Here is a 20,364-nt window from a genome sequence, read left to right on the forward strand (position 1 = left end):
TATGAAGTTTCACAACTTATATAGTTTCTTTTTTAATGGTACCGCACTGCTTTGTGGTGTGGTACTTTTTCCTTTGTCATGCACATCTGTGGCAGGAAACAAAGGAAATGAAGTTCAGTTTTGGCTTACAAAAGGAGATCAGAGTGTAAAATTACAGCAGCAGACCCCGGTAAAATTTACCCAAAACAAGAATGATTTTCAGAATATTAAAATTGATGAATCTCAAAAGTTTCAATATATAGACGGTTTCGGATATACCTTAACGGGCGGAAGCGTAGAAGTCATCAACCGTCTTTCACCTGCGAAAAGGAAAGCATTATTGAACGAACTTTTTGGTGATGATAAAAATTCGATCTCTGTAAGCTATCTCCGGTTAAGCATCGGAGCTTCAGATCTGGACGGAGAAGTTTTTTCATACGATGACCTGCCGGAAGGACAGACAGATCCTTCTTTGTCCAAATTCAGTCTGGCAAAAGATAAAAATCTGATTGCTATGCTGAAAGAGATTCTGGCAATTAATCCTGAAATAAAAATCATAGCAGTACCATGGTCGGCTCCTGTCTGGATGAAAGACAACGGAAAATCTAAAGGAGGAAGCCTAAAACCTGAATTTTATGGAGCTTACGCCAATTATTTTGTCAAATATATTCAAGGGATGAAGAAAGAAGGAATTCATATTGATGCCATCACACCTCAAAATGAACCCTTACATCCTGGAAATAATCCAAGTTTGTATATGCCTTCCGAACAGCAGAGAGACTTTATCAAAGGCTTTTTGGGACCCGCTTTTAAAGCCAGTCAGATCAAAACTAAAATTGTGGTGTACGATCACAACTGTAACAAACCGGAATATGCCCTTGATATTCTGAAAGATCCCGAAGCTTATCAGTATATTGACGGTTCTGCGTTTCATTTATACGAAGGAGATATCTCAGCTTTAAGCACAGTTCATAACGCTTTTCCGGATAAAAATTTGTACTTTACCGAACAGTGGACCGGAGCGAAAGGAACTTTTAACGAAGACCTGAACTGGCATACCAAGAATGTGATTATCGGTTCCATGAGAAACTGGAGTAAAACGGCTCTGGAATGGAATGTAGCTAATGACCCGAAATATGGCCCCCATACCGATGGTGGCTGTACAGAATGTAAAGGAGCAATAACCGTTTCCGACAGTGAAAACTTCACCAGAAATGTTTCTTATTACATTATTGCACATGCCTCAAAATTTGTTCCTGCAGGCTCTCAGCGTATTGCTTCCACGCAGACAGAACATCTTTCCACGGCAGCATTTAAAACTCCAAAAGGGAAAACAGTTCTGATTGTACAGAATGGAAATACCACGGATGAAAATTTTAATATACAATATAACGGAAAAACAGCTACAGTAAAAATCTCCGGAAACTCAGCTGCAACCTATATTTTTTAATAATATAATTATGAAGAAGGCCTATTTTTTACTTGCATTTTCAGCATTAGGTATAAACGCTTACGGACAGAAAACAGTTGATCAGAAGGTTTCAGAACTTCTGTCTAAAATGAGCCTGGAAGAAAAAGTAGGACAACTGGTACAGTACAGCGGATTTGAATATGCTACAGGTCCCCAGAATTCAAATTCTGCTACAGTTTTAGAAGAAATAAAAAAAGGACGGGTAGGATCCATGCTTAATGTGGCGGGAGCTGAAGAAACCATAGCTTTTCAAAAGCTTGCTTTACAGTCCGGGCTGAAAATTCCTTTATTGTTCGGGCAGGACGTTATTCATGGTTACAGGACCACTTTTCCTGTTAATCTAGGACAGGCAGCCAGCTGGGATCTGAGACTCATTGAAAAATCTGAAAGAATTGCAGCAACAGAAGCTTCCGCATACGGAATACACTGGACTTTCGCACCGATGGTAGACGTGGCAAGAGATCCGAGATGGGGAAGGGTAATGGAAGGTTCCGGAGAAGACACCTATCTGGGTACACAGATAGGGTTGGCAAGGATCAGAGGATTTCAGGGAAAAGGTCTGGGAAATCTTGATGCCGTGATGGCCTGTGCCAAACATTTTGCCGCTTATGGTGCCGCAGTAGGAGGAAGAGATTATAATTCGGTGGATATGAGTTTAAGACAGCTTCACGAAACCTATCTGCCTCCTTTTAAGGCCGCAGCAGATGCAGGAGTAGCTACTTTTATGAATTCGTTTAATGACATCAACGGAATCCCGGCAACAGCCAACTCATATATTCTCAGAGACCTTTTAAAAGGGAAATGGAATTATAAAGGCTTTGTAGTTTCTGACTGGGGAAGTATCGGGGAAATGATTCCTCACGGTTATGCCAAAGATGCAGGAGAAGCGGCTGAAAAAGCCATTGCAGCAGGAAGTGATATGGATATGGAAAGCCATATCTATATGACAGAACTTCCCAGGTTGGTAAAAGAGGGAAAGGTAAATATTAAATGGGTAGATGATGCCGCCGGAAGAATCCTGAAAAAGAAATTTGAAATGGGACTTTTTGATGATCCCTACAGATTCAGCAGTGAGAAAAGACAAAAAGAACAGACCAATAATACAGAACACCGGAAATTTGGAAGAGAATTTGGTTCCAAAAGCATTGTATTGCTTAAAAACCACGGAAATATATTACCTCTTTCAAAAGCAGTAAAAACTGTTGCCCTGATTGGTCCTTTCGGCAAAGGAACGGTAGCCAATCACGGATTTTGGTCGATTGCTTTCAAGGATGACCAGCAGAGAATTGTTTCCCAGTTTGACGGAATTAAAAACCAGCTGGATAAAAATTCAACTTTATTATATGCAAAAGGCTGTAATGTAGATGATAACGACAGATCTATGTTTGCTGAAGCTGTTGAAACGGCAAAAAAAGCAGATGTAGTGATTATGACACTGGGAGAAGGCCACGCAATGAGCGGTGAAGCCAAAAGCAGAAGCAGCATCGGCTTTACGGGAGTTCAGGAAGACCTTTTAAAAGAAATTGCAAAAACTGGAAAGCCTATCGTTCTGATGATCAATGCGGGAAGACCTCTGATCTTTAACTGGGCAGCAGATCATATTCCGGCCATCATGTATACCTGGTGGCTGGGTACAGAAGCGGGGAATTCCATAGCAGATGTTCTGTTCGGAACCGTAAACCCGGGAGGGAAACTGCCCATGAGTTTTCCAAGAACAGAAGGGCAGATTCCGGTTTATTACAACCATTACAATACGGGAAGACCTGCCAAAAATAATACAGACCGGAATTATGTTTCGGCCTATATTGATCTGGATAATGATCCCAAATTTCCTTTTGGATACGGACTTAGCTATACTGAATTTAAATATTCCGATATGAACCTAAGTTCCACAGCTTTGAAAGGAAATCAGACTTTAACTGTTGATGTAACAGTTTCCAATACCGGAAAATATGATGGTGAGGAAGTCGTACAGCTCTATGTGAAGGATTTATTCGGAAAGGTGGTGAGGCCCGTGAAAGAATTGAAAAGCTTTCAGAAAGTATTGATCAGGAAAGGAGAAAACAAGACTGTAACCTTTAAACTGACACCGGAAGATCTTAAATTTTTTGACAATGACCTGAATTATGACTGGGAAAGCGGAGAGTTTGACATCATGATTGGGACTAACTCCCAAAATGTTCAAACTAAAAGAATCAACTGGACTCGATAAAAAATGACATTTACAGTTAATTTTGCAGCCTGTAAAAATAAATGTAGAAGTAAGAAGTAGGTTTCAGCCTAGTAGTAAATCAAAAATAATGAAGCGAGGACATATTCGTCCGAAAAGAGAGAAAGATATGAAAAAACTAATTGTAAGTTGTCTGGCCGCAGGTGCCGTTTTGAATGTTAACGCACAAAACTACTGGAAGAAAAATGCAGGAAAAACAGCTAAGGTGATCCTCACCAATTCCAAAACCAGCGAAAAAATGGCAGACAAAGGAACCGTGAAATTTGAAAAATTCGGGCAGCCGAAAGAAACAGATGCCTGTATTTTTGTAGATCCTGATTTCAAATACCAGAAGCTGATTGGGATAGGAGGTGCTGTTACAGATGCTTCCGCTGAAACATTTTATAAAATGCCTAAGGATAAGCAGAAAGAAATCATCGATGCTTATTTCGGAAAAAACGGTCTGGGTTATACTGTGGTTCGTACCAATATGAATTCGTGTGATTTTTCAAGTGATTCTTATACGTATGTAGCAGATAATGATACTTCACTGAAGTCGTTCAATATTGCGCATGATGAAAAGTATAAGATCCCGATGATTAAAGAAGCCCAGAAGGCAATAGGGAAAGATTTTACCTTTTATTTCTCACCCTGGAGCCCCCCGGCATGGATGAAGTCTAATAAAAGTCTGTTCAAAGGAGGAAGACTGGAAAACCAGTATTATCAGACCTGGGCAGATTATTATATTAAATTCATGAAAGAATATGAAAAAAGAGGAATTAATATCTGGGGACTGACGATTCAGAACGAGCCGATGGCTACGCAAACCTGGGAATCCTGTATTTATTCTGCGGAAGAAGAAGGTGATTTCCTTAAAAATAATCTGGGACCCACACTCTGGAAAAATGGCTATAAAGATAAAAAAGTAATGATCTGGGATCACAACAGGGATCTTATCTACCAGAGAGCAACAACCACTTTAAGCGATCCTGAGACCTCTAAATATGCACACGGAATCGGCTATCACTGGTATGAAACCTGGAACAACAAGACCCAGCTGTTTGATAATTTAGCGGAAACCCAAAGAGCTTTTCCTGATAAATTCCTTGCTTTTACGGAAGGATGCAAAGAACAGTTCAGCATGTCAAGAATTTATGATGTAAGTCTTGGAGAACTTTACGGGAAAAATATGCTGAATGATTTCAATAAAGGGACCGCTTTGTGGACAGACTGGAATGTTCTTTTGGATGAAACGGGAGGTCCGAACCATGTCGGGAATTTCTGCTTTGCACCAATTATTGCTGATACCAAAACAGGAGAAGTCCATTATACTTATGAATATTATTATGTAGGTCATGTTTCAAAATTCATTAAGCCTAACGCTCAGAGGATAGGAAGTTCTTCCAACAGAGTAGCCCTTACTTCAACTACTTTTATGAATGAAAACGGACAATTGGTGACTGTAATTATGAATGATTCCGATAATGATATTGAAACCAACCTGTGGATTGAAGGAATGTCTGCAAAACTGTCTGCTCCGGCACATTCTATACAGACTGTAATTATATAAACTTCATATTAATTATTTTTTAAGAGACTGGCTTTTGAAGTCGGTCTTTTTTTATTGAAAATCTGGATTTCCTAATGTTGAAAAACGCAAGGGCGTAAGGTTTTTGGATGTTAGAATGTTTTTAAGACACAAAAAAACAAAGATTTTTAGCAAATTTTTTCAACGAGTCTGAAAATATATTTTTTATTTAGTCTTTGATTGAGCAGATCTGGCAGATTTCTTTTCTGTTGAATTTATTTTGAAAATAAAAATAATTTTTTGTGCCAAAAAAACTAATCATCATATCATAAAAAAGATCTGCGAAACATAAAATATCAACAAAGATGTGCGTCAATCGCGAAATCCGCGGGAAATCTTTTGAAACAGCAGATTTAAAATTTACGCTTATAAAATTAAATAGAACTTCCTGCAAAAAATAAGAGGTTATCCTTCCGCGGATAACCTCTTTGTTTCATTTAAAATAAGAATGACTGATTAGTCTTCAATATTATATTTATTAATCACTTTCTGAGTTACCCCTGAACTGCTGAAACCTCCATCGTGGAAAAGGTTCTGCATCGTTACTTTTTTAGTAAGATCAGAGAAAAGAGTAACACAATAGTCTGCACATTCAAGAGCGGTAGCATTTCCTAGCGGAGACATATCTTCAGCATAACCTAAGAATCCTCCAAAACCTTTCACACCGCTGCCTGCTGTAGTCATGGTAGGAGACTGAGAAACTGTATTTACACGTACTTTTCTTTCCCCCCAATAGTTTCCGAAAGTTCTCGCAATACTTTCAAGATAAGCTTTGTTGTCAGACATATCGTTGTAATCCGGGAATGTTCTCTGAGCGGCAATATAGGTAAGTGCTAAAATGCTTCCCCATTCGTTCATACAGTCTTTTTCCCAAGCCACACGCATTACTTTGTGGAAAGAAACAGCGGAAATATCCCATCCTTTTTCCAACCAGTCGTAATTCATTTCTGTATAGTGTTTTCCTTTTCTTACATTCACGGACATTCCGATAGAGTGAAGAATGAAATCTATTTTTCCGAATTTTGCTGTCGCAGCATCAAAAAGTTTTTCAAGATCTTCTATAGAGGTCGCATCTGCAGCGATCACTTCAGAACCTGTTTTTTCTGCTAAACCATTAAGTTCTCCCATTCTCAAAGCGATAGGAGCATTAGATAAGATGAATTCTGCACCTTCCTCATGACATCTTTCAGCAACTTTCCATGCGATAGATTGTTCATTAAGGGCTCCAAATATAATCCCCTTTTTGCCTTTAAGTAAACCGTATGACATAATTCTTTAATGTTTATTTTACTACAAATGTAGCAATAATTTGTGTTTGCGGCATAATAAAAATGGAGTCTTAAATTAATAAGGCTCCATTTTCTTGAAAATATTTATATGACTGAAATTTTAATTGGTTTTCTTGTTCCATTCTGCTTTTACATCTTCAGCTGCATCTTTGGTTTTTTCCCATGCATCGTTGGCTTTGTCTTTAATGTCATCCCATGCATCAGAAACATTATTTTTTACTTTCTCCAACCAGTCTTCCTGTTTTGCTTCTTCATCATTGGATCTCTTTTCATTGATATACTCTTTTGCCTTGTCTGCTAATTCCTCAATTTTCCACTTTGCTTTATCTGCTGCATTCTTTAATGAGTTTTCGGTATCATTTACTGCATTTTCCGCTTTGTTGTATTCTGAATTGTTCATAATATAAAATATTTTGTTGTGTATCAGTAAACAAACAATAACCATTCCTAAAATCCGGCTCCATTGTTAAATTTTTCATAATCTTTTGTTATTCTTTTCTAAATCGATGTACCTTTAATAATCTCAGTTCGGATCATAATTTCTGATATATATAGGTTTGAAGCTGGATGATAGAAAGGGAAAGTTATGAGGGGTATCAATAATAAGTATTGCTTTGTTTAATTTGATTTTACAGAGACTTTCAATATCCCTAAAGTAACTTCCATTTTTCTGCCTTTAATATCAGCCTATTTAACCCGGGCTTTAATAACAAATGAAAAACTTATGGAAAAAATACGCTGCGGATGGTGTGAGAAGGATGATCTCTACCGCAAATACCACGATGAAGAGTGGGGAAAGCCTGTCTTCGATGACAAAACTATTTTTGAGTTTCTCGTTCTTGAAAGTTTCCAGGCAGGATTGAGTTGGTATACGATTCTTTCTAAACGCGAAAACTTCAGAAAGGCTTTTGATGATTTTGATTATAGGAGAATAGCCTTTTATTCAGATGAAAAAACAGAGGAACTCATGCAGAATTCGGGAATTATAAGAAACAGGCTTAAAATAAAAGCTACCGTAAGTAACGCACAGCGGTTTATGGAAGTACAGGAAGAATACGGAAGCTTTTCTGAATATATCTGGGGTTTTGTAGGAGGAAGGCCATTAGATAATATGCCTGAAACATTATCTGATATTCCTGCGGTAACAGAAGTTTCGGACGCTTTGGCAAAAGACCTTAAAAAGCGAGGTTTTAAGTTTTTGGGATCAACAGTGGTATATGCCCATATGCAGGCTACCGGAATGGTGAATGATCATCTGAAAAGCTGTTTCATTAGGTGGTGATAAATTTTGTTTTATTCATTTTTAAGTGAAGTTTTGTATGAATAATGTAATTGTATTTTAAGTTTATTTAAGTTTGAAGTGCTTTTTATGGCTTTGCAAAGGGTGTTTGTATAGATTTGAAGTCGTGGAATGTTTCATTTAATGGTGATTAAGTATTGTTTTACTCACAGTGGGGTGTGTTTATTATTGAATTTTTAAAATATTAATGGTTTTATTGAAAAATTCGTATATTTGCACCCTCAAAATAAACACCCAACAATAGCATGATCAAAAAATGTAAACTTTCGTTTTTTCTTATCTTTTTGCTAATTACTATTTCTTTACCGGCACAGGTGGGGATAGGAACTCCGAGTCCAGATCCTTCTGCAATGCTGCAGATCAGTTCAAAAGATAAGGGAATGTTGCTGCCTAGTGTGGCGTTGGTTTCATTAACGGATCGTACAACTATTCAGAATCCTGCGGACGGGCTTATTGTATGGAACAATGGTAACGGAACTTTAACCGAAACCGGTTTCTATTACTGGAATGCTTTAAAATGGAATATGCTTTCCACAGCTTCCGGAAATAACGGAAACGGAAATAACGGTGGTGGAAGTGTAACCCCAATGTCTGCCTGGAACAATTCAGCATCCAACAGTGGGAATTCGGGAGGGGCTAATACGAATCTTTCATTGGGAACCAATACTTCTGATGACCTTGTGTTTAAAGTAAATTCAATTTCGGTTGGAAGATTGGGAGTAAATAATTCGGTAAGTTTCGGAACAAATGCGAATGCATCTCAGAATGGTATTGCTTTGGGAAATTCCAGCAGTGCTTACCAGGGAATTGCAATCGGAACCAATACTTCGGTAACGGCTAATGAATCTGTGGCTTTGGGAGCTAACTCAAAAATTTCAGGATATCAGTCAACAGCAATCGGATATAATGCAAAAGTTACGGTGAATGAAGCTACGGCAGTAGGGAATAATGCTGATGCATCTGGATTTCAGTCTGTTGCTATGGGATATAATGCGAAAACAACCACAAATGATGCTACTGCTTTAGGGAAGAATTCAACAGCATCCGGATTTCAGTCAACAGCAGTCGGCTATAATGCTAAAACAACTTCTAACAGCGAAACAGCAGTGGGGTATAATACACAGACCAATAATCAGAATTCTACAGCAGTAGGATCGGGAGCTCAGGCATTGGGACAATTTTCTACTGCAATAGGTTATGGGGCTTCTACCTCTCAGGCTAATGCTGTAATTATCGGAAACGGGAATGCCAATGTGGGAATTGGAACAGGAGCTCCAAATACTTCTGCAAAGCTGGATGTAAACGGATCTTATAAAATGGGTGAGAAGGGTAGTGTGCAGAAAAACCAGATCAGTTTTGAAGCCTGGCCTTCAGTTTCGATAAATAATCTTCCTACAGGAAAATCTGTAACGATGGAAATTCCGGTTCCTGCCAACCTGCAGCCTGGTTCTACAAGAGCTGCCATAGTGGTTTCTCCAGCCGGAGACTTTACCGGAAACACTTCTTTTTCAATTTCAAATCCAAGAATGAACTCTGTTTCAAGTATCACCATCAACCTTACCAATATCTCAGGAAATCCGGAAAGTCTTTATTCTACGCATTTCTATGTGATGATTAATGAATTTTAAGATAGAATGATATGATGAATCCGGAAATTGAGAGAAGAATAGTCATGAAAATAAAATTTTTGTAATAAAACAAAGACTGCCAACAGATATTGAATTAATTTTGTCATGGATAATTTCAGACGGAAAACCTGAAGAAAGCGGCGGGGAATTCCTGATGTTTGAGTAGTTTCAGAGTGTTTCTATTGTCTGATCATTTTAAGTTTTCAGAAACCATTATTCAATATGACAAAAACAGGAATCATAGGTTGTGGCTGGCTCGGATCCAGAATTGCAGAATCGCTGCCAGACAGACATATTATATATACTACGGCCACCACGGAGCAAAAAGTTGCACAACTGAATTCTAAAGGTTTTAATGCTTCTCTGGCCAGTTTCCCGGATTATCAGCTGGATGAAAAGATTCCGCAATGGAGCATGATCAGTCAGCTGGATGTTTTAATCATTACAATTCCGCTTTCCGGGAAAAGCTGTTGTGTGAGTTCTTTGTACAACAGGATACAGCATTTGTTGTCATTTATAGGAGATTGTAAAGGGCAGATGTTTGTGATGAGTTCCACAGGCGTTTATCCTGATCTTCCAAAAGAATTTACAGAAGATGATCTGTGGGTGGAGGCTGTTTCCGGGGAAAGAATGATCCGGAATAAATATCCTCAGGCTAATATTTTACGATTAGGTGGATTGATGGGGGATAACAGGCTTCTTAAAAATTATAATGTTTCAGGTCTGGAAGCTCCGGTTAACCACATTCATTATGCAGATATATGTTCTGTAATTTCAAGAATGACAGAGCTAGGAACAGAAGGGAAACTTTATAATGTGACGGCTCCTTTTCATCCTTCAAAGGCGGCTGTCATTCATGCCCAGAAGAATTTACCGTTTTCTGAAGAGAGAGAAGTTGAAGGCAGAAAGGTTCTTTCATCAAAACTGGTTTCTGAGCTTGATTTTGCATTCAAATATCCTGACCCGTGTCATTTTCATGAAGTATGAAAAATAAGTTAGGTAGTAGTGATCTCCCACAGATTTTACAGATGACACATATTTTTTTTTAAGATGAGTTTTGCAATTCATCTTAAAAACAGAATTAGATTATTGATAAAAAGTAGATGAAGCGGAGTTTGAAAATCGCGATTTAAATTCAACTCAAATTCTACAATTTATACTTACTTTTTAGAATGACTTCATAAAATCTGCCAGATCTGCCCAATCAACGAGACTAAATAAAAAAAACATCTATTTATCAGATACATTGACGAAATATTGAAAATCTTTGATTTTCTTGCGCCCTAAAAGCAGCATAATGAGTTAAAGTCTTGCGTCGCTGCATTAAACCACAAAAAATTCATTAAAAAACCTTACAGAACTAAATCTGTAAGGTTGTGTGAGTCTATGTATTTATTTTTTTGCCTGCAGCAGAGTATAGGCTCTGTTCGAAGTGAGATAGGAATGAAACAGGTCATACATGTCAAGCCAGTCGAAATTCAGGCCGAAGTTCTTTTTGGCTTCTTTAATGTTTTCAAAATTGTTTCCTGCAAACTGACTTTCATTATATACCAGGGCATTTTTAATGATTTTGTCATCAAGAACCTGCATAAAACAGTAATCTACCGGCATATCTGCCCATTCAGAACTGTGTTCAATGATAAAACTTTCAATTTTATGATCTCTGATCATTTTAAAAATATCCCCATCCCAGTGATCATTGTCCCGGTCGTATGGATAACTTTCAAAATCGGTTTCAGATTCCAGATGTCTGATATAATCGCTCACCAGATCAAAATTTTCTATTCCCTCAAAATGTGGACAGGACATATTGAAAGGAACGAAGGTGAAGTTTTGCACTTCAAAATGAACAACATCTTTTCCTAAATCAATTTTTTTATTGATGATAAGACAAGTAATATCCTGGCCCATGGTGAATTATTTGATGATTCTGTCAAGTACCCAGGTAATCAGGTTCTTTTCAGAAGCGTTGTGGTCTGTAGAGAACTCTCCGCGTCTTCTGTTGGCAATAACGTTATTTACGGTGATCGCTTTGTGGCCTAATAGTTTTGAAAGGGCATAAATTGCAGAAGTTTCCATTTCAAAATTCGTGATGCCAAGATCATTTAATGTTTCCAGGAAATTATCATCCACTGCTTTCAGACGAAGCTGTCTTCCCTGAGGAGCGTAGAATCCAGGGAAAGTGGCTGTATTTCCGTGGTATTTAGCGTCTTTGTAGTATTCTCCCAGTTCTTCGGCCCAGTCTGAGAAGTAAAGCATCGGTTTGATTCTTTCATAAGGAAACTTTTCCAGGAAGCTTCTGGAGAACTCATTCTGGAAATTATAGTCCTGGTAGAAATGCATAAGACCATCCAGCCCAACCACATTCTGGGTAACGAGCATATTATCAACCTGTACATCAGGATTTACACTTCCACAGGTTCCCATACGGAATAATTCAAGGGATTTATGCTCTGTTTTGAATTCTTTATTCTTAAGATCGATGTTCACCAGCGCATCAAGCTCGTTCATCACGATGTCGATATTTTCAGTTCCGATCCCTGTAGACATTACGGTGATTCTTTCTCCGCGAAGGGTTCCTGTATGCGTATAGAATTCTCTTTTATTTTTTTTGATCTCAACTTTATCAAAATACGTTGAAACTTTTGCCACTCTGTCCGGGTCTCCTACAAGGATAATCTTGTCAGCAATATCTTCGGGTAAAAGATTCAGGTGGTATACACTTCCGTCTTCATTCAGAATAAGTTCTGAAGCAGCAAGTTTGTTTAGCATAATATGTATAATTTATTTTTTAATTTTTAATCAATGAAAATGGCTTCTTTATAAGGAGACGATATCAGCTCGTAAAGGGAACCGTATTCTTCTACGATCCTTTTCTGGCCCTGAATGACCTCATATACTGTAACTGTCGTTTTTTCAAAATTCTTAGGATCTTTTCTCTGGGAAGTAATCTCGTAGAAATGATCTCCTTTTTTAAGGACAGAAATCAATTCTTCTTTGGTAGAGTTGTTAGATTCCATCATTCCGGGAAATTCTATCACAATATCCTTAAGCTCATTATATTTTTTATAGGGTTTTGTAGTTCCGTTGGAATAAACATAAACATTGGGAACATCTTTATCTTTTTCGAGACGGATCAGATAATAATCGCTGCCTTTTTTCTCCGCATATACAGCCATTTCCTGTTGTTTTTTCTGCGAAAATGCGGAAAGTGAAAGGAAGCTTGCTGCAAAAGCAAACAATAATTTTGTTTTCATATGACTATTTTCGTTTTTTGATGTTGAATTTAATTAAAAATATCCTCTCCCAATAACCCTTCCCATTATTTTTACCGGCAATTTAGAATATCCGTTTCTTTAAGAATAATGAATTTTGATTTCGGGGTTTAAAATTAGTAAAAAATCTCCTATTTAAAATATAAACATTTTTTAATCTGTAATTAAAACTGGGATAACATCTGATTAATAGTTTTACCGCTAAAAAATTCATGAGATCTTACCCGCTGTTTGTTCTAATTCTGTTGATTGGTTTTGCTGTTATGTCTTTCAACCCTGTTGATAAAGGGATAAAGAACGAAACTACATTTGTCAATAAAGGCCTGTCTGACTTTAAAACCAGGCTTGAACAGCTGAAATCAGATGTCTATAAATTTTCGGAAGACCGAATATCTCTTGAAGAATTACGGAAATCACTGAGCAGTACAAGAAATTCATTTAAGGAAATTGAATTTTATGTTGCCTATCATTATCCTGAATTTACGAAAACACATCTTAATGCAGCACCCTTGTTCCATATTGAAGCGGCCGGAACTTCAGCTTACACTCTGCCTCCGGAAGGATTGCAGGTTCTGGACGAGCTGATATTTTCTGATGAAGCAGGAGATGAAAAAGAGAAGATCAAAACCATCACAGATTTTTTATATAACAGTTACTCCGGGTTTTATCTGAGTGCTGTAAAAAACGGATTAAGCAAAGGAAATAATAAGACACTTCCGCTTCGCATAGAGCTGATACGAATTTATACATTAGGTGTTACGGGATTTGATACGCCAGGTTCCCTGAATATTTCTGAGGAGTCTGCTCATGCGCTTACAGGAATTAAAAAGTATATTCATGATGATCCTTACTTCAGGAATTATAATCTACAGAAAGCAGATCAGGTTCTGGCCGGAAGCATCGATTATCTTTCAAAAAATACAGACTTTGAAACCTTTGACCGGATTGAATTTTATAAAAATTATATACAGCCGCTTTATGAAGAATTTGGAAAATGGGATGGAAGAACAGATGATCTTAAAGAGTTTTCAGGCTGGAATGTAAACAGTAAAGGTCTTTTTAATAGTGATTTTCTGGATCCTTATTTTTATACATGGCTGAAATCTTCAGAAGACAATGCAGATCTTCGTAATCTTGGAAAGGCCATGTTTTATGACGGAAGCTTAAGCGGAAACGGTAAAATGAGCTGTGCTGCCTGTCATTTGCCGGAAAATGCCTTCACAGATCTTAAGCAGAAATCTGAAAGTAATGTGGAAGGAAAGACTGTATTAAGGAATTCACCATCGCTTTATAATGCCGTTTTTGCTAAAAGATTTTTCTATGACCTTCGTGCCTTTTATCTGGAACAGCAGGCTGAACACGTGATTTATAATGAAGATGAATTCAATACAAGCTATGAAGATATTATCAGAAAATTGAAAACAAAACCCGAGTATAAAAAAGCATTCCGTTCTGCATTTAAAAACGGAAAGATCAATAAGGAAAACTTTTCCAAAGCCCTGAGCTCCTATGTTGCCTCTTTATATTCTTTCGATAGTGATTTTGACCGTTTTATGAGGAATGAAAAGGACGTTTCGGAGGAAGTGAAAAAAGGTTATAATCTGTTTATGGGAAAAGCCAACTGTGCAACCTGTCACTTTGCTCCTCATTTTTCAGGACTGGTTCCACCGTTTTTTAACGAAAATGAATCTGAAGTTTTAGGGGTTACCACAAAACCGGTCAATGAGCTCCCGGTTGAACTTGATGGAGATCTCGGAAGAGCCAACAGTCCTGTAAAGAAAGAAAAATCATGGATTTATGATTACTCCTTCAAAACGGTAACGGTAAGGAATATAGCGCTTACTAAACCTTATTTTCATAACGGTGCCTTTAATACACTGGAAGAAGTGCTGGATTTTTACAATGAAGGCGGAGGAGAAGGATTGGGATTGAAAATGAAGAATCAAACGCTTCCACCGGACAAGCTAAATCTTACTCAAACAGAAATCAGACAAATTATAGCTTTTCTGAATTCTCTTACTGATGTAAGCAAAGCGAAATAAGCGGGGCTATAAAATAGAATTGAACACTTAGTTTTAACAATTATTTAATCCCCTTAACATTAAATTCCAAATTAATTAACAAATATCAGGACATATTTAAAATCCTATTAACGGAGGTGCCGGCTCAAAAAAATAGTTTTGCAAGGTCTAATAAATCAAAAAAAATGAAGAAAAAACTACTAGCAATCGGAGCTATCGCATTAGCTGCAGGCTTTAACGTAAAGGCACAAACCACTGTTTTCGACAGAAACTCATCCTGGAGCTACAGAGATCTTGACCAGGCCCAGCCGGATGAATGGAAAACCAAAACCTATGACATTTCTGCCTGGCCGGTAGGAAACGCTCCGTTAGGATACGGTGACCCTGTAACAACAACTATTCATAATGGGGCTACCGGACTTGTCACCGCTTATTTTGCAAAAGATTTTACCGTGGATCTTTCAACCCTTTCAGATGAAATGGAGCTTGGAGTAATGAGAGATGATGGAATCATTGTTTACCTGAACGGAGTAGAAGTCGTAAGAGATAATATGCCTGCAGGACCTGTTACTTTCAATACCTTTTCATCAACAACTATTGATGGAGCTGCAGAAAATGTATATAACCTTTTCTCAATCCCGAAATCAAAATTTGTAAACGGAGTGAATAGAATTTCTATAGAGCTTCACAACAGAAGCGTATCAAGTTCTGACCTGAGAATTGATGCTTATCTGAAAACTACAATAACTACTAATCCTCAACCAACTGCCTGCAACGGAACACATATCAGCTGCTTTACCTCTATTGTCCCTACAGCGCAAACCAATAAACTGATTATTCCTGCTGAACATAAATATCAGCTTATCCTGAAAGAAGGAGATAATTATACAGAAGGAGGCGGAATGGTAGGTGGCCAGAATGACTTTACGGCGTACGTAGGGAAATTAGGAAGCAGTACAAACGGATACCTTTCCGTAAACCATGAGACCAATCCGGGAGGAGTAACCATGGCAGAAATCAACTACAACGCAAGTACCAAACTTTGGCAGCTAACAAAATCCAGGGCAGTAAGTTTCTCAGATCCAAGCCTTGTTCAGACCATCAGAAACTGTTCAGGAGGGATTACACCTTGGGGAACAGTAGTTACAGCTGAAGAATCTGTAACTTCCAGCGACGTGAACGGTGACGGATATAAAGATTACGGATGGTTAGTAGAAATAGATCCCGCTACAGCACAGGTGATTTCTAAAAACCCAGACGGTTCCAAAGGAAAACTTTGGCAGATGGGAATTATGAACCATGAAAATGTGGTGATTAATAATGCAGGAACTACAGCTTATTACGGTGAAGACGGCGGGACACACATGGTATACAAATATGTAATGGATACCCCGAACGATCTTTCTTCAGGAAATCTTTATGTACTGAAACTGGATCAGGGTCTGAACGCTTCCGGAGATCCTATAGGAACAACAGCAACATGGATCCCGATTCCTAATAAAATAAAAGCAGACCAGAACAATACTACCGGACTTGCCCAGTCATTGGGAGGAACAAGATTTAACGGAGTGGAAGATGTAGATATCAGTCCGCTGGATGGAAAGATCTACTTTACAGCAAAAGGGCTTGATAAAGTATACCGTCTTCAGGATAACGGAACTACGGCTTCTCAGGTAGAAACATTCGTGGGGGGAGCTTCTACAGCGTATTCATTCAATACTCCACAGGGGATGAAAACTGAAGCTTGGGGAGACGGAAATGACAATCTTACCTTTGATGAACTTGGAAACCTTTGGGTACTTCAGGACGGAGGGAAAAACTATATCTGGGTAATCGCTCCGGATCATACTCAGGCCAATCCTAAAGTAAGATTGTTCGCCTCAATGCCGGCAGGTTCAGAACCTACAGGACTTACCTTTACACCAGATCATAAATTTGGGTTCTTCTCTATTCAGCATCCTAACTCAACGATTTCAACAGATATAGATGCAACAGGGAATACAATTGATTACAGAGGGAAATCAGCAACTGTGGTAATTGCTCTGAAAGAAAATCTTGGTACAAACGGTTCATTGGGAACGATTGATAGCCATGTTTCTGAGAGTACAGTAACCGTTGCCCCTAATCCGACTGCAGGAATCGTAAAAATCAATTCAGACAAAGGATTGAAAGATATTCAGGTAACCGCTTACAGCATGGACGGAAAAATCGTTTATACGAAAAAATTCAGCGGACTAAACAGAGCTTTGGAGCTTGATTTCACAAAGCAGCTGGAAGCATCCCGTATTTTGCTTTTAAATATCGAAGCTGAAGGAGGATTCCAGAAAACCGTAAAACTAGTAAAGAAATAAGTATTAATAATTCCCGTCCGGGGCGGCAGCGAAGCTGCCGCCCCGGACACTTTTTATCTATGAAAAAAATTCTTCTGTCAGTTTCCGTTTTTTTTCTTTTTCAGGTAAAAGCTCAGATTGATCCTGTAAAATATCCTACCTTTACTAGTATTGAAGAGGCTTTGAGCAGTAGTAAAACAGTATACAGCATGAGCTTTCGGGAAAAAGGATTGTTCAACCTCCCTCCGCAGATTGCCAGCTTGAAATCGCTGTTTTTTCTGAATATCATGGGAAACAGGCTTGAAAAAATGGACCGGGAGATTTTTGGTTTAAAAGAACTGACGATTTTAAATGTCAATGAAAACAGTATTAAATTCATTCCTGATGAAATCGGAGAGCTGACCAAGCTGGAAACTTTTTCAATGAATCTCAATGGGCTTACAGGCATTAATCCAAATGTGGCAAAACTTCAGCATTTAAAAGCTGTACATCTGGAAGCCAATAATCTGAATACTTTTCCGGAAGCATTGATGGAAATTCCGTCCTTGGAAGAAATTAACCTTCAGGGAAACCAGATCAGCTTTATAACGGATCAGATAAAGAGAATCAAAAATCTGAAGTTTTTAAATCTTTCCGAAAATCAGATCAATGATATGGGAAACCTTTCTTTTCCGAAAAACCTGAAATACCTTGAACTTCAGCAGAACGCCATTACAAAGCTTCCTGAAAATCTTTTCAGAACCCAAAATCTTGAATATCTGAATGCCAGCGGAAATAATATCACCGAAATTTCATCACGAATCAATGGTCTGAAAAATATGACTAGCATGAATCTTGCTCATAATTATCTGAAAGATATTCCAGTAGAGATCACCCAGCTGAAAAATTTGAAAACATTAATTCTGACAGGAAATCCAATAGAAAAGTCCAGAATAGAACAGTTAAAAAAGCTGATGCCGGAAACCCAGATCTACTTCTAGATCTATCCGCCGACTCTTTTGGTTTTATACCCCATTTCTTTAAGGATATTCATGATCTTATCGCGGTTATCCCCCTGAATAATGATCGTTCCATCCTTTTCAGAGCCGCCTATTCCTAAGGTGGTTTTTATTTTCTTCGAGATTTTCTTTAAATCTTCCTCGCTGCCTTCCCAGCCTTCAACAATGGTGACAGGCTTACCGTTTCTGCCTTTCTTCTCAAATTTGCACACCAAAGGCTCCTTCTGCTTGAATTCATCTTCAGGCATTTCAAAATCCTGCTCTTCGTGTTCAGGAAAAAGGTTCTTCAATTGATCTCGTAAATCCATAAAACAAAATTAATAATAAATAATTGAATGAGAGAAATAATTAGGCAAACCGGAAACATTTTATAAAGGATGGGAAAGACCAGAAGAGGGAAGCTGGAGGTTACTTTTAGTTATAGATACTGAAAACCTCCGTAAAATCAAACTAGCTAAAAAAGATGGTAATCTATTATTGATGAACGTCAGAATCTCCCTCTTCCATCATCCCTCTTCCATGCCTATCAAACAAATTTTTCTTTTCTTACGTAATATTTTCCTATTTTGTACTGTTAAATAATAAAACTCATTAAAAGAATACCATGAAAATAAAAATAAATCAGCTCCTTGCGGTCTGTTTTTTCACTTGTGCAACAGTAAATGCTCAATCTGGATTTTCCAATGATCCACTGAATGCTGTTTTTGAAACCAGTGATACCGAAAAGTTCTGGAAAGCTTTCGATAAAATGGAAACTTCCAAAGATAACCCCTTTACAGAATACATGAAGGATGGCTCACTGGGAGTTAAAGGCTTCACAGAATTCAGGATCATTAATGCTGATTCATTATATACGATGGTGAAAAGACGGAAAGCAGATTACCTGAAAACCCGCAATGTGCTTGATGGAATAGGGCTAAAGGAAAAAAGAGCGAGGGCCATTTACAGTGCTATGAAATACTGGTATCCGGACGCTAAATTTCCTCCCGTTTATTTTGTCTATGGAAGATTCAATTCCGGGGGAACAGTTTCCAAAGACGGAATTATTATAGGAACAGAAATGCTGAGCAATCTGGATGGGGTGATGGGACTTGTAGCTCATGAGCTGATCCATTTTCAGCAGGATATCAGCGGAGATGGTTCTTTATTAAAAAATACCCTGATGGAAGGGGGGGCTGATTTTATCAGTGAAATGATTTCGGGTGAAAATATCAATACAGGACCTTTCCGTTATGGAGAAACTCATTTAGATGCTTTATGCCGGGAATTCGTAACCAAATTAAAAAATGATGATAACACAGACTGGCTTTACGGAACCAGTAAAAAAGATGACAGGCCCAATGATCTGGGATATTGGATGGGGTATAAAATTTCGGCAGCTTATTTCAATAAGCAAAAAGATAAACACAAAGCGATCCATGATATTCTGAATATTAAAGATCCGTTGAAATTCCTGAAAGAAAGCGGCTTTTTAGATCCTTATATCAAAGAATACATAGAAAGCAAGAAGATGAAATTTGATGATTTCTATAAACCGTATTCAGACGAAACCCATGAAATTACTTTCACCGTAAGTGTTCCTGATAAAAATGATGAGGTATACATTACAGGAAACCAGCCGGAATTAGGAAGCTGGACACCCTCCTCTATTAAAATGAATAGGAAAAATGCCAAAGAAAGAAGCATTACCTTAAAAATACATTTTCCTGCCCAGTTTAAATTCACTAAAGGAAACTGGGAGTCTCAAGCGGATATAAAAGGAAAAGACAAATGGCAGAATATTAGAATTGAGGAAAAGCCTTCAAAACCGGTACATTATGAAATCATAAACTGGTCTGATAATCAATAAATAGAGATTGAAAATCTACTCAATCTGGATCTGTGAAAATACTATATAATTTACAGAGTTATTCAATAGAGGCAGACTTTAGTCCGCCTAAATAATAAAAACAATCCATTGGCTTTAGCTAAAACTTATACAGCAGACTTTTAATACCTGTGAGAAAAATGAAAACAGAGCGATTGCTTTGTTAATGAAGCTGCATGACTATTCATCCGCTTCATCGAATCAACGAAGTTGATTCTACTCTTTGCTCCCTAAAATCAACAGCATCAATCATCAACTTTGCGTTAAATTGTTTTCCATATTTTGCATGAGTAGCCAATTAATATTAGTGAATTCGTGGCAAAACATTTTCCTACAGCTCCCGGATATTTTATAAGTAACTGTTACAAAATCGATACAAATTATCATAGGCAGACTGGATTTAGACTGG

At 37.8% G+C, this 20,364-nt stretch carries 16 protein-coding genes; 10 read left to right on the plus strand and 6 right to left on the minus strand.

What is annotated here, in order from left to right; all coding sequences use genetic code 11:
• Position 1 precedes the first annotated feature (1 nt).
• From J2Y40_RS15760 to J2Y40_RS15770, 3 genes are all read left to right on the plus strand, one after another.
• Positions 2-1,429, plus strand: coding sequence for a glycoside hydrolase family 30 beta sandwich domain-containing protein (locus J2Y40_RS15760; RefSeq protein WP_309999981.1), 1,428 nt, complete (start codon positions 2-4; stop codon positions 1,427-1,429).
• Between the two features lie 10 nt (positions 1,430-1,439).
• Positions 1,440-3,662 (plus strand): beta-glucosidase BglX, encoded by a 2,223-nt coding sequence (bglX, locus tag J2Y40_RS15765; RefSeq protein WP_309999984.1) that lies wholly within the window; start codon positions 1,440-1,442, stop codon positions 3,660-3,662.
• Between the two features lie 127 nt (positions 3,663-3,789).
• A complete protein-coding gene (locus J2Y40_RS15770) occupies positions 3,790-5,229 on the plus strand; it encodes a glycoside hydrolase family 30 protein (RefSeq protein ID WP_309999986.1) in 1,440 nt (479 codons plus the stop codon).
• Between the two features lie 474 nt (positions 5,230-5,703).
• On the opposite strand, the gene J2Y40_RS15775 is transcribed toward J2Y40_RS15770, so the two are convergent.
• Positions 5,704-6,516: an enoyl-ACP reductase gene (locus tag J2Y40_RS15775; protein ID WP_153391837.1), complete on the minus strand. Its 813-nt coding sequence runs from the start codon at positions 6,514-6,516 to the stop codon at positions 5,704-5,706.
• A 120-nt stretch (positions 6,517-6,636) separates the two neighbouring features.
• Positions 6,637-6,936, minus strand: coding sequence for a hypothetical protein (locus J2Y40_RS15780; protein WP_153391838.1), 300 nt, complete (start codon positions 6,934-6,936; stop codon positions 6,637-6,639).
• A gap of 324 nt (positions 6,937-7,260) precedes the next feature.
• Here J2Y40_RS15780 and J2Y40_RS15785 point away from each other — a divergent pair, with 324 nt between their 5' ends.
• The 3 genes from J2Y40_RS15785 to J2Y40_RS15795 all read left to right on the plus strand — a co-directional run bounded on the left by J2Y40_RS15785 (position 7,261) and on the right by J2Y40_RS15795 (position 10,451).
• Positions 7,261-7,818: a DNA-3-methyladenine glycosylase I gene (locus tag J2Y40_RS15785; RefSeq protein ID WP_309999988.1), complete on the plus strand. Its 558-nt coding sequence runs from the start codon at positions 7,261-7,263 to the stop codon at positions 7,816-7,818.
• A gap of 263 nt (positions 7,819-8,081) precedes the next feature.
• Positions 8,082-9,464 carry a hypothetical protein gene (locus tag J2Y40_RS15790; protein WP_153391840.1) on the plus strand — a complete coding sequence of 461 codons (1,383 nt, stop codon included), beginning with the start codon at positions 8,082-8,084 and terminating at the stop codon, positions 9,462-9,464.
• A gap of 222 nt (positions 9,465-9,686) precedes the next feature.
• Positions 9,687-10,451 (plus strand): hypothetical protein, encoded by a 765-nt coding sequence (locus J2Y40_RS15795; protein WP_309999991.1) that lies wholly within the window; start codon positions 9,687-9,689, stop codon positions 10,449-10,451.
• Positions 10,452-10,856: 405 nt separating this feature from the next.
• Here the strand turns inward: J2Y40_RS15795 and J2Y40_RS15800 are convergent, their stop codons facing one another.
• From J2Y40_RS15800 to J2Y40_RS15810, 3 genes are read right to left on the minus strand one after another with little or no spacing between them, the layout of a single operon-like run.
• Positions 10,857-11,375: a hypothetical protein gene (locus J2Y40_RS15800; RefSeq protein WP_309999993.1), complete on the minus strand. Its 519-nt coding sequence runs from the start codon at positions 11,373-11,375 to the stop codon at positions 10,857-10,859.
• Between the two features lie 6 nt (positions 11,376-11,381).
• The gene (locus tag J2Y40_RS15805) at positions 11,382-12,236 is read right to left on the minus strand and encodes a nucleoside phosphorylase (RefSeq protein ID WP_153391843.1); all 855 of its coding nucleotides are present in this window, start codon (positions 12,234-12,236) and stop codon (positions 11,382-11,384) included.
• 26 nt (positions 12,237-12,262) lie between these two features.
• Positions 12,263-12,721, minus strand: coding sequence for a hypothetical protein (locus J2Y40_RS15810; RefSeq protein WP_153391844.1), 459 nt, complete (start codon positions 12,719-12,721; stop codon positions 12,263-12,265).
• Between the two features lie 230 nt (positions 12,722-12,951).
• Here J2Y40_RS15810 and J2Y40_RS15815 point away from each other — a divergent pair, with 230 nt between their 5' ends.
• From J2Y40_RS15815 to J2Y40_RS15825, 3 genes are all read left to right on the plus strand, one after another.
• A complete protein-coding gene (locus J2Y40_RS15815) occupies positions 12,952-14,781 on the plus strand; it encodes a cytochrome c peroxidase (protein WP_309999998.1) in 1,830 nt (609 codons plus the stop codon).
• Between the two features lie 164 nt (positions 14,782-14,945).
• Positions 14,946-17,111, plus strand: coding sequence for an alkaline phosphatase PhoX (locus J2Y40_RS15820; protein WP_310000000.1), 2,166 nt, complete (start codon positions 14,946-14,948; stop codon positions 17,109-17,111).
• 59 nt (positions 17,112-17,170) lie between these two features.
• On the plus strand, positions 17,171-18,070 hold the full coding sequence (locus J2Y40_RS15825; RefSeq protein WP_310000002.1) for a leucine-rich repeat domain-containing protein: 900 nt from the start codon (positions 17,171-17,173) through the stop codon (positions 18,068-18,070).
• A 2-nt stretch (positions 18,071-18,072) separates the two neighbouring features.
• Here J2Y40_RS15825 and J2Y40_RS15830 read toward each other — a convergent pair whose 3' ends face one another.
• Positions 18,073-18,396, minus strand: a complete 324-nt coding sequence (locus tag J2Y40_RS15830; RefSeq protein WP_153391849.1) for a translation initiation factor — start codon at positions 18,394-18,396, stop codon at positions 18,073-18,075.
• A 296-nt stretch (positions 18,397-18,692) separates the two neighbouring features.
• Between J2Y40_RS15830 and J2Y40_RS15835 the strand changes: the two genes are divergently transcribed.
• The gene (locus tag J2Y40_RS15835; protein ID WP_310000004.1) at positions 18,693-19,937 is read left to right on the plus strand and encodes a DUF2268 domain-containing putative Zn-dependent protease; all 1,245 of its coding nucleotides are present in this window, start codon (positions 18,693-18,695) and stop codon (positions 19,935-19,937) included.
• Positions 19,938-20,364: the final 427 nt, after the last annotated feature.

This window comes from Chryseobacterium sp. 2987, from assembly GCF_031456375.1.
GTDB lineage: Bacteria > Bacteroidota > Bacteroidia > Flavobacteriales > Weeksellaceae > Chryseobacterium > Chryseobacterium vaccae.

What these genes read in the sequence shown, in the direction of transcription:
- J2Y40_RS15760 (WP_309999981.1), top strand. Translation starts at nt 2, where the DNA reads ATGAAGTTTCACAACTTATATAGTTTCTTTTTTAATGGTACCGCACTG.
- bglX (WP_309999984.1), top strand. Translation starts at nt 1,440, where the DNA reads ATGAAGAAGGCCTATTTTTTACTTGCATTTTCAGCATTAGGTATAAAC.
- J2Y40_RS15770 (WP_309999986.1), top strand. Translation starts at nt 3,790, where the DNA reads ATGAAAAAACTAATTGTAAGTTGTCTGGCCGCAGGTGCCGTTTTGAAT.
- J2Y40_RS15775 (WP_153391837.1), bottom strand. Translation starts at nt 6,516, where the DNA reads ATGTCATACGGTTTACTTAAAGGCAAAAAGGGGATTATATTTGGAGCC.
- J2Y40_RS15780 (WP_153391838.1), bottom strand. Translation starts at nt 6,936, where the DNA reads ATGAACAATTCAGAATACAACAAAGCGGAAAATGCAGTAAATGATACC.
- J2Y40_RS15785 (WP_309999988.1), top strand. Translation starts at nt 7,261, where the DNA reads ATGGAAAAAATACGCTGCGGATGGTGTGAGAAGGATGATCTCTACCGC.
- J2Y40_RS15790 (WP_153391840.1), top strand. Translation starts at nt 8,082, where the DNA reads ATGATCAAAAAATGTAAACTTTCGTTTTTTCTTATCTTTTTGCTAATT.
- J2Y40_RS15795 (WP_309999991.1), top strand. Translation starts at nt 9,687, where the DNA reads ATGACAAAAACAGGAATCATAGGTTGTGGCTGGCTCGGATCCAGAATT.
- J2Y40_RS15800 (WP_309999993.1), bottom strand. Translation starts at nt 11,375, where the DNA reads ATGGGCCAGGATATTACTTGTCTTATCATCAATAAAAAAATTGATTTA.
- J2Y40_RS15805 (WP_153391843.1), bottom strand. Translation starts at nt 12,236, where the DNA reads ATGCTAAACAAACTTGCTGCTTCAGAACTTATTCTGAATGAAGACGGA.
- J2Y40_RS15810 (WP_153391844.1), bottom strand. Translation starts at nt 12,721, where the DNA reads ATGAAAACAAAATTATTGTTTGCTTTTGCAGCAAGCTTCCTTTCACTT.
- J2Y40_RS15815 (WP_309999998.1), top strand. Translation starts at nt 12,952, where the DNA reads ATGAGATCTTACCCGCTGTTTGTTCTAATTCTGTTGATTGGTTTTGCT.
- J2Y40_RS15820 (WP_310000000.1), top strand. Translation starts at nt 14,946, where the DNA reads ATGAAGAAAAAACTACTAGCAATCGGAGCTATCGCATTAGCTGCAGGC.
- J2Y40_RS15825 (WP_310000002.1), top strand. Translation starts at nt 17,171, where the DNA reads ATGAAAAAAATTCTTCTGTCAGTTTCCGTTTTTTTTCTTTTTCAGGTA.
- J2Y40_RS15830 (WP_153391849.1), bottom strand. Translation starts at nt 18,396, where the DNA reads ATGGATTTACGAGATCAATTGAAGAACCTTTTTCCTGAACACGAAGAG.
- J2Y40_RS15835 (WP_310000004.1), top strand. Translation starts at nt 18,693, where the DNA reads ATGAAAATAAAAATAAATCAGCTCCTTGCGGTCTGTTTTTTCACTTGT.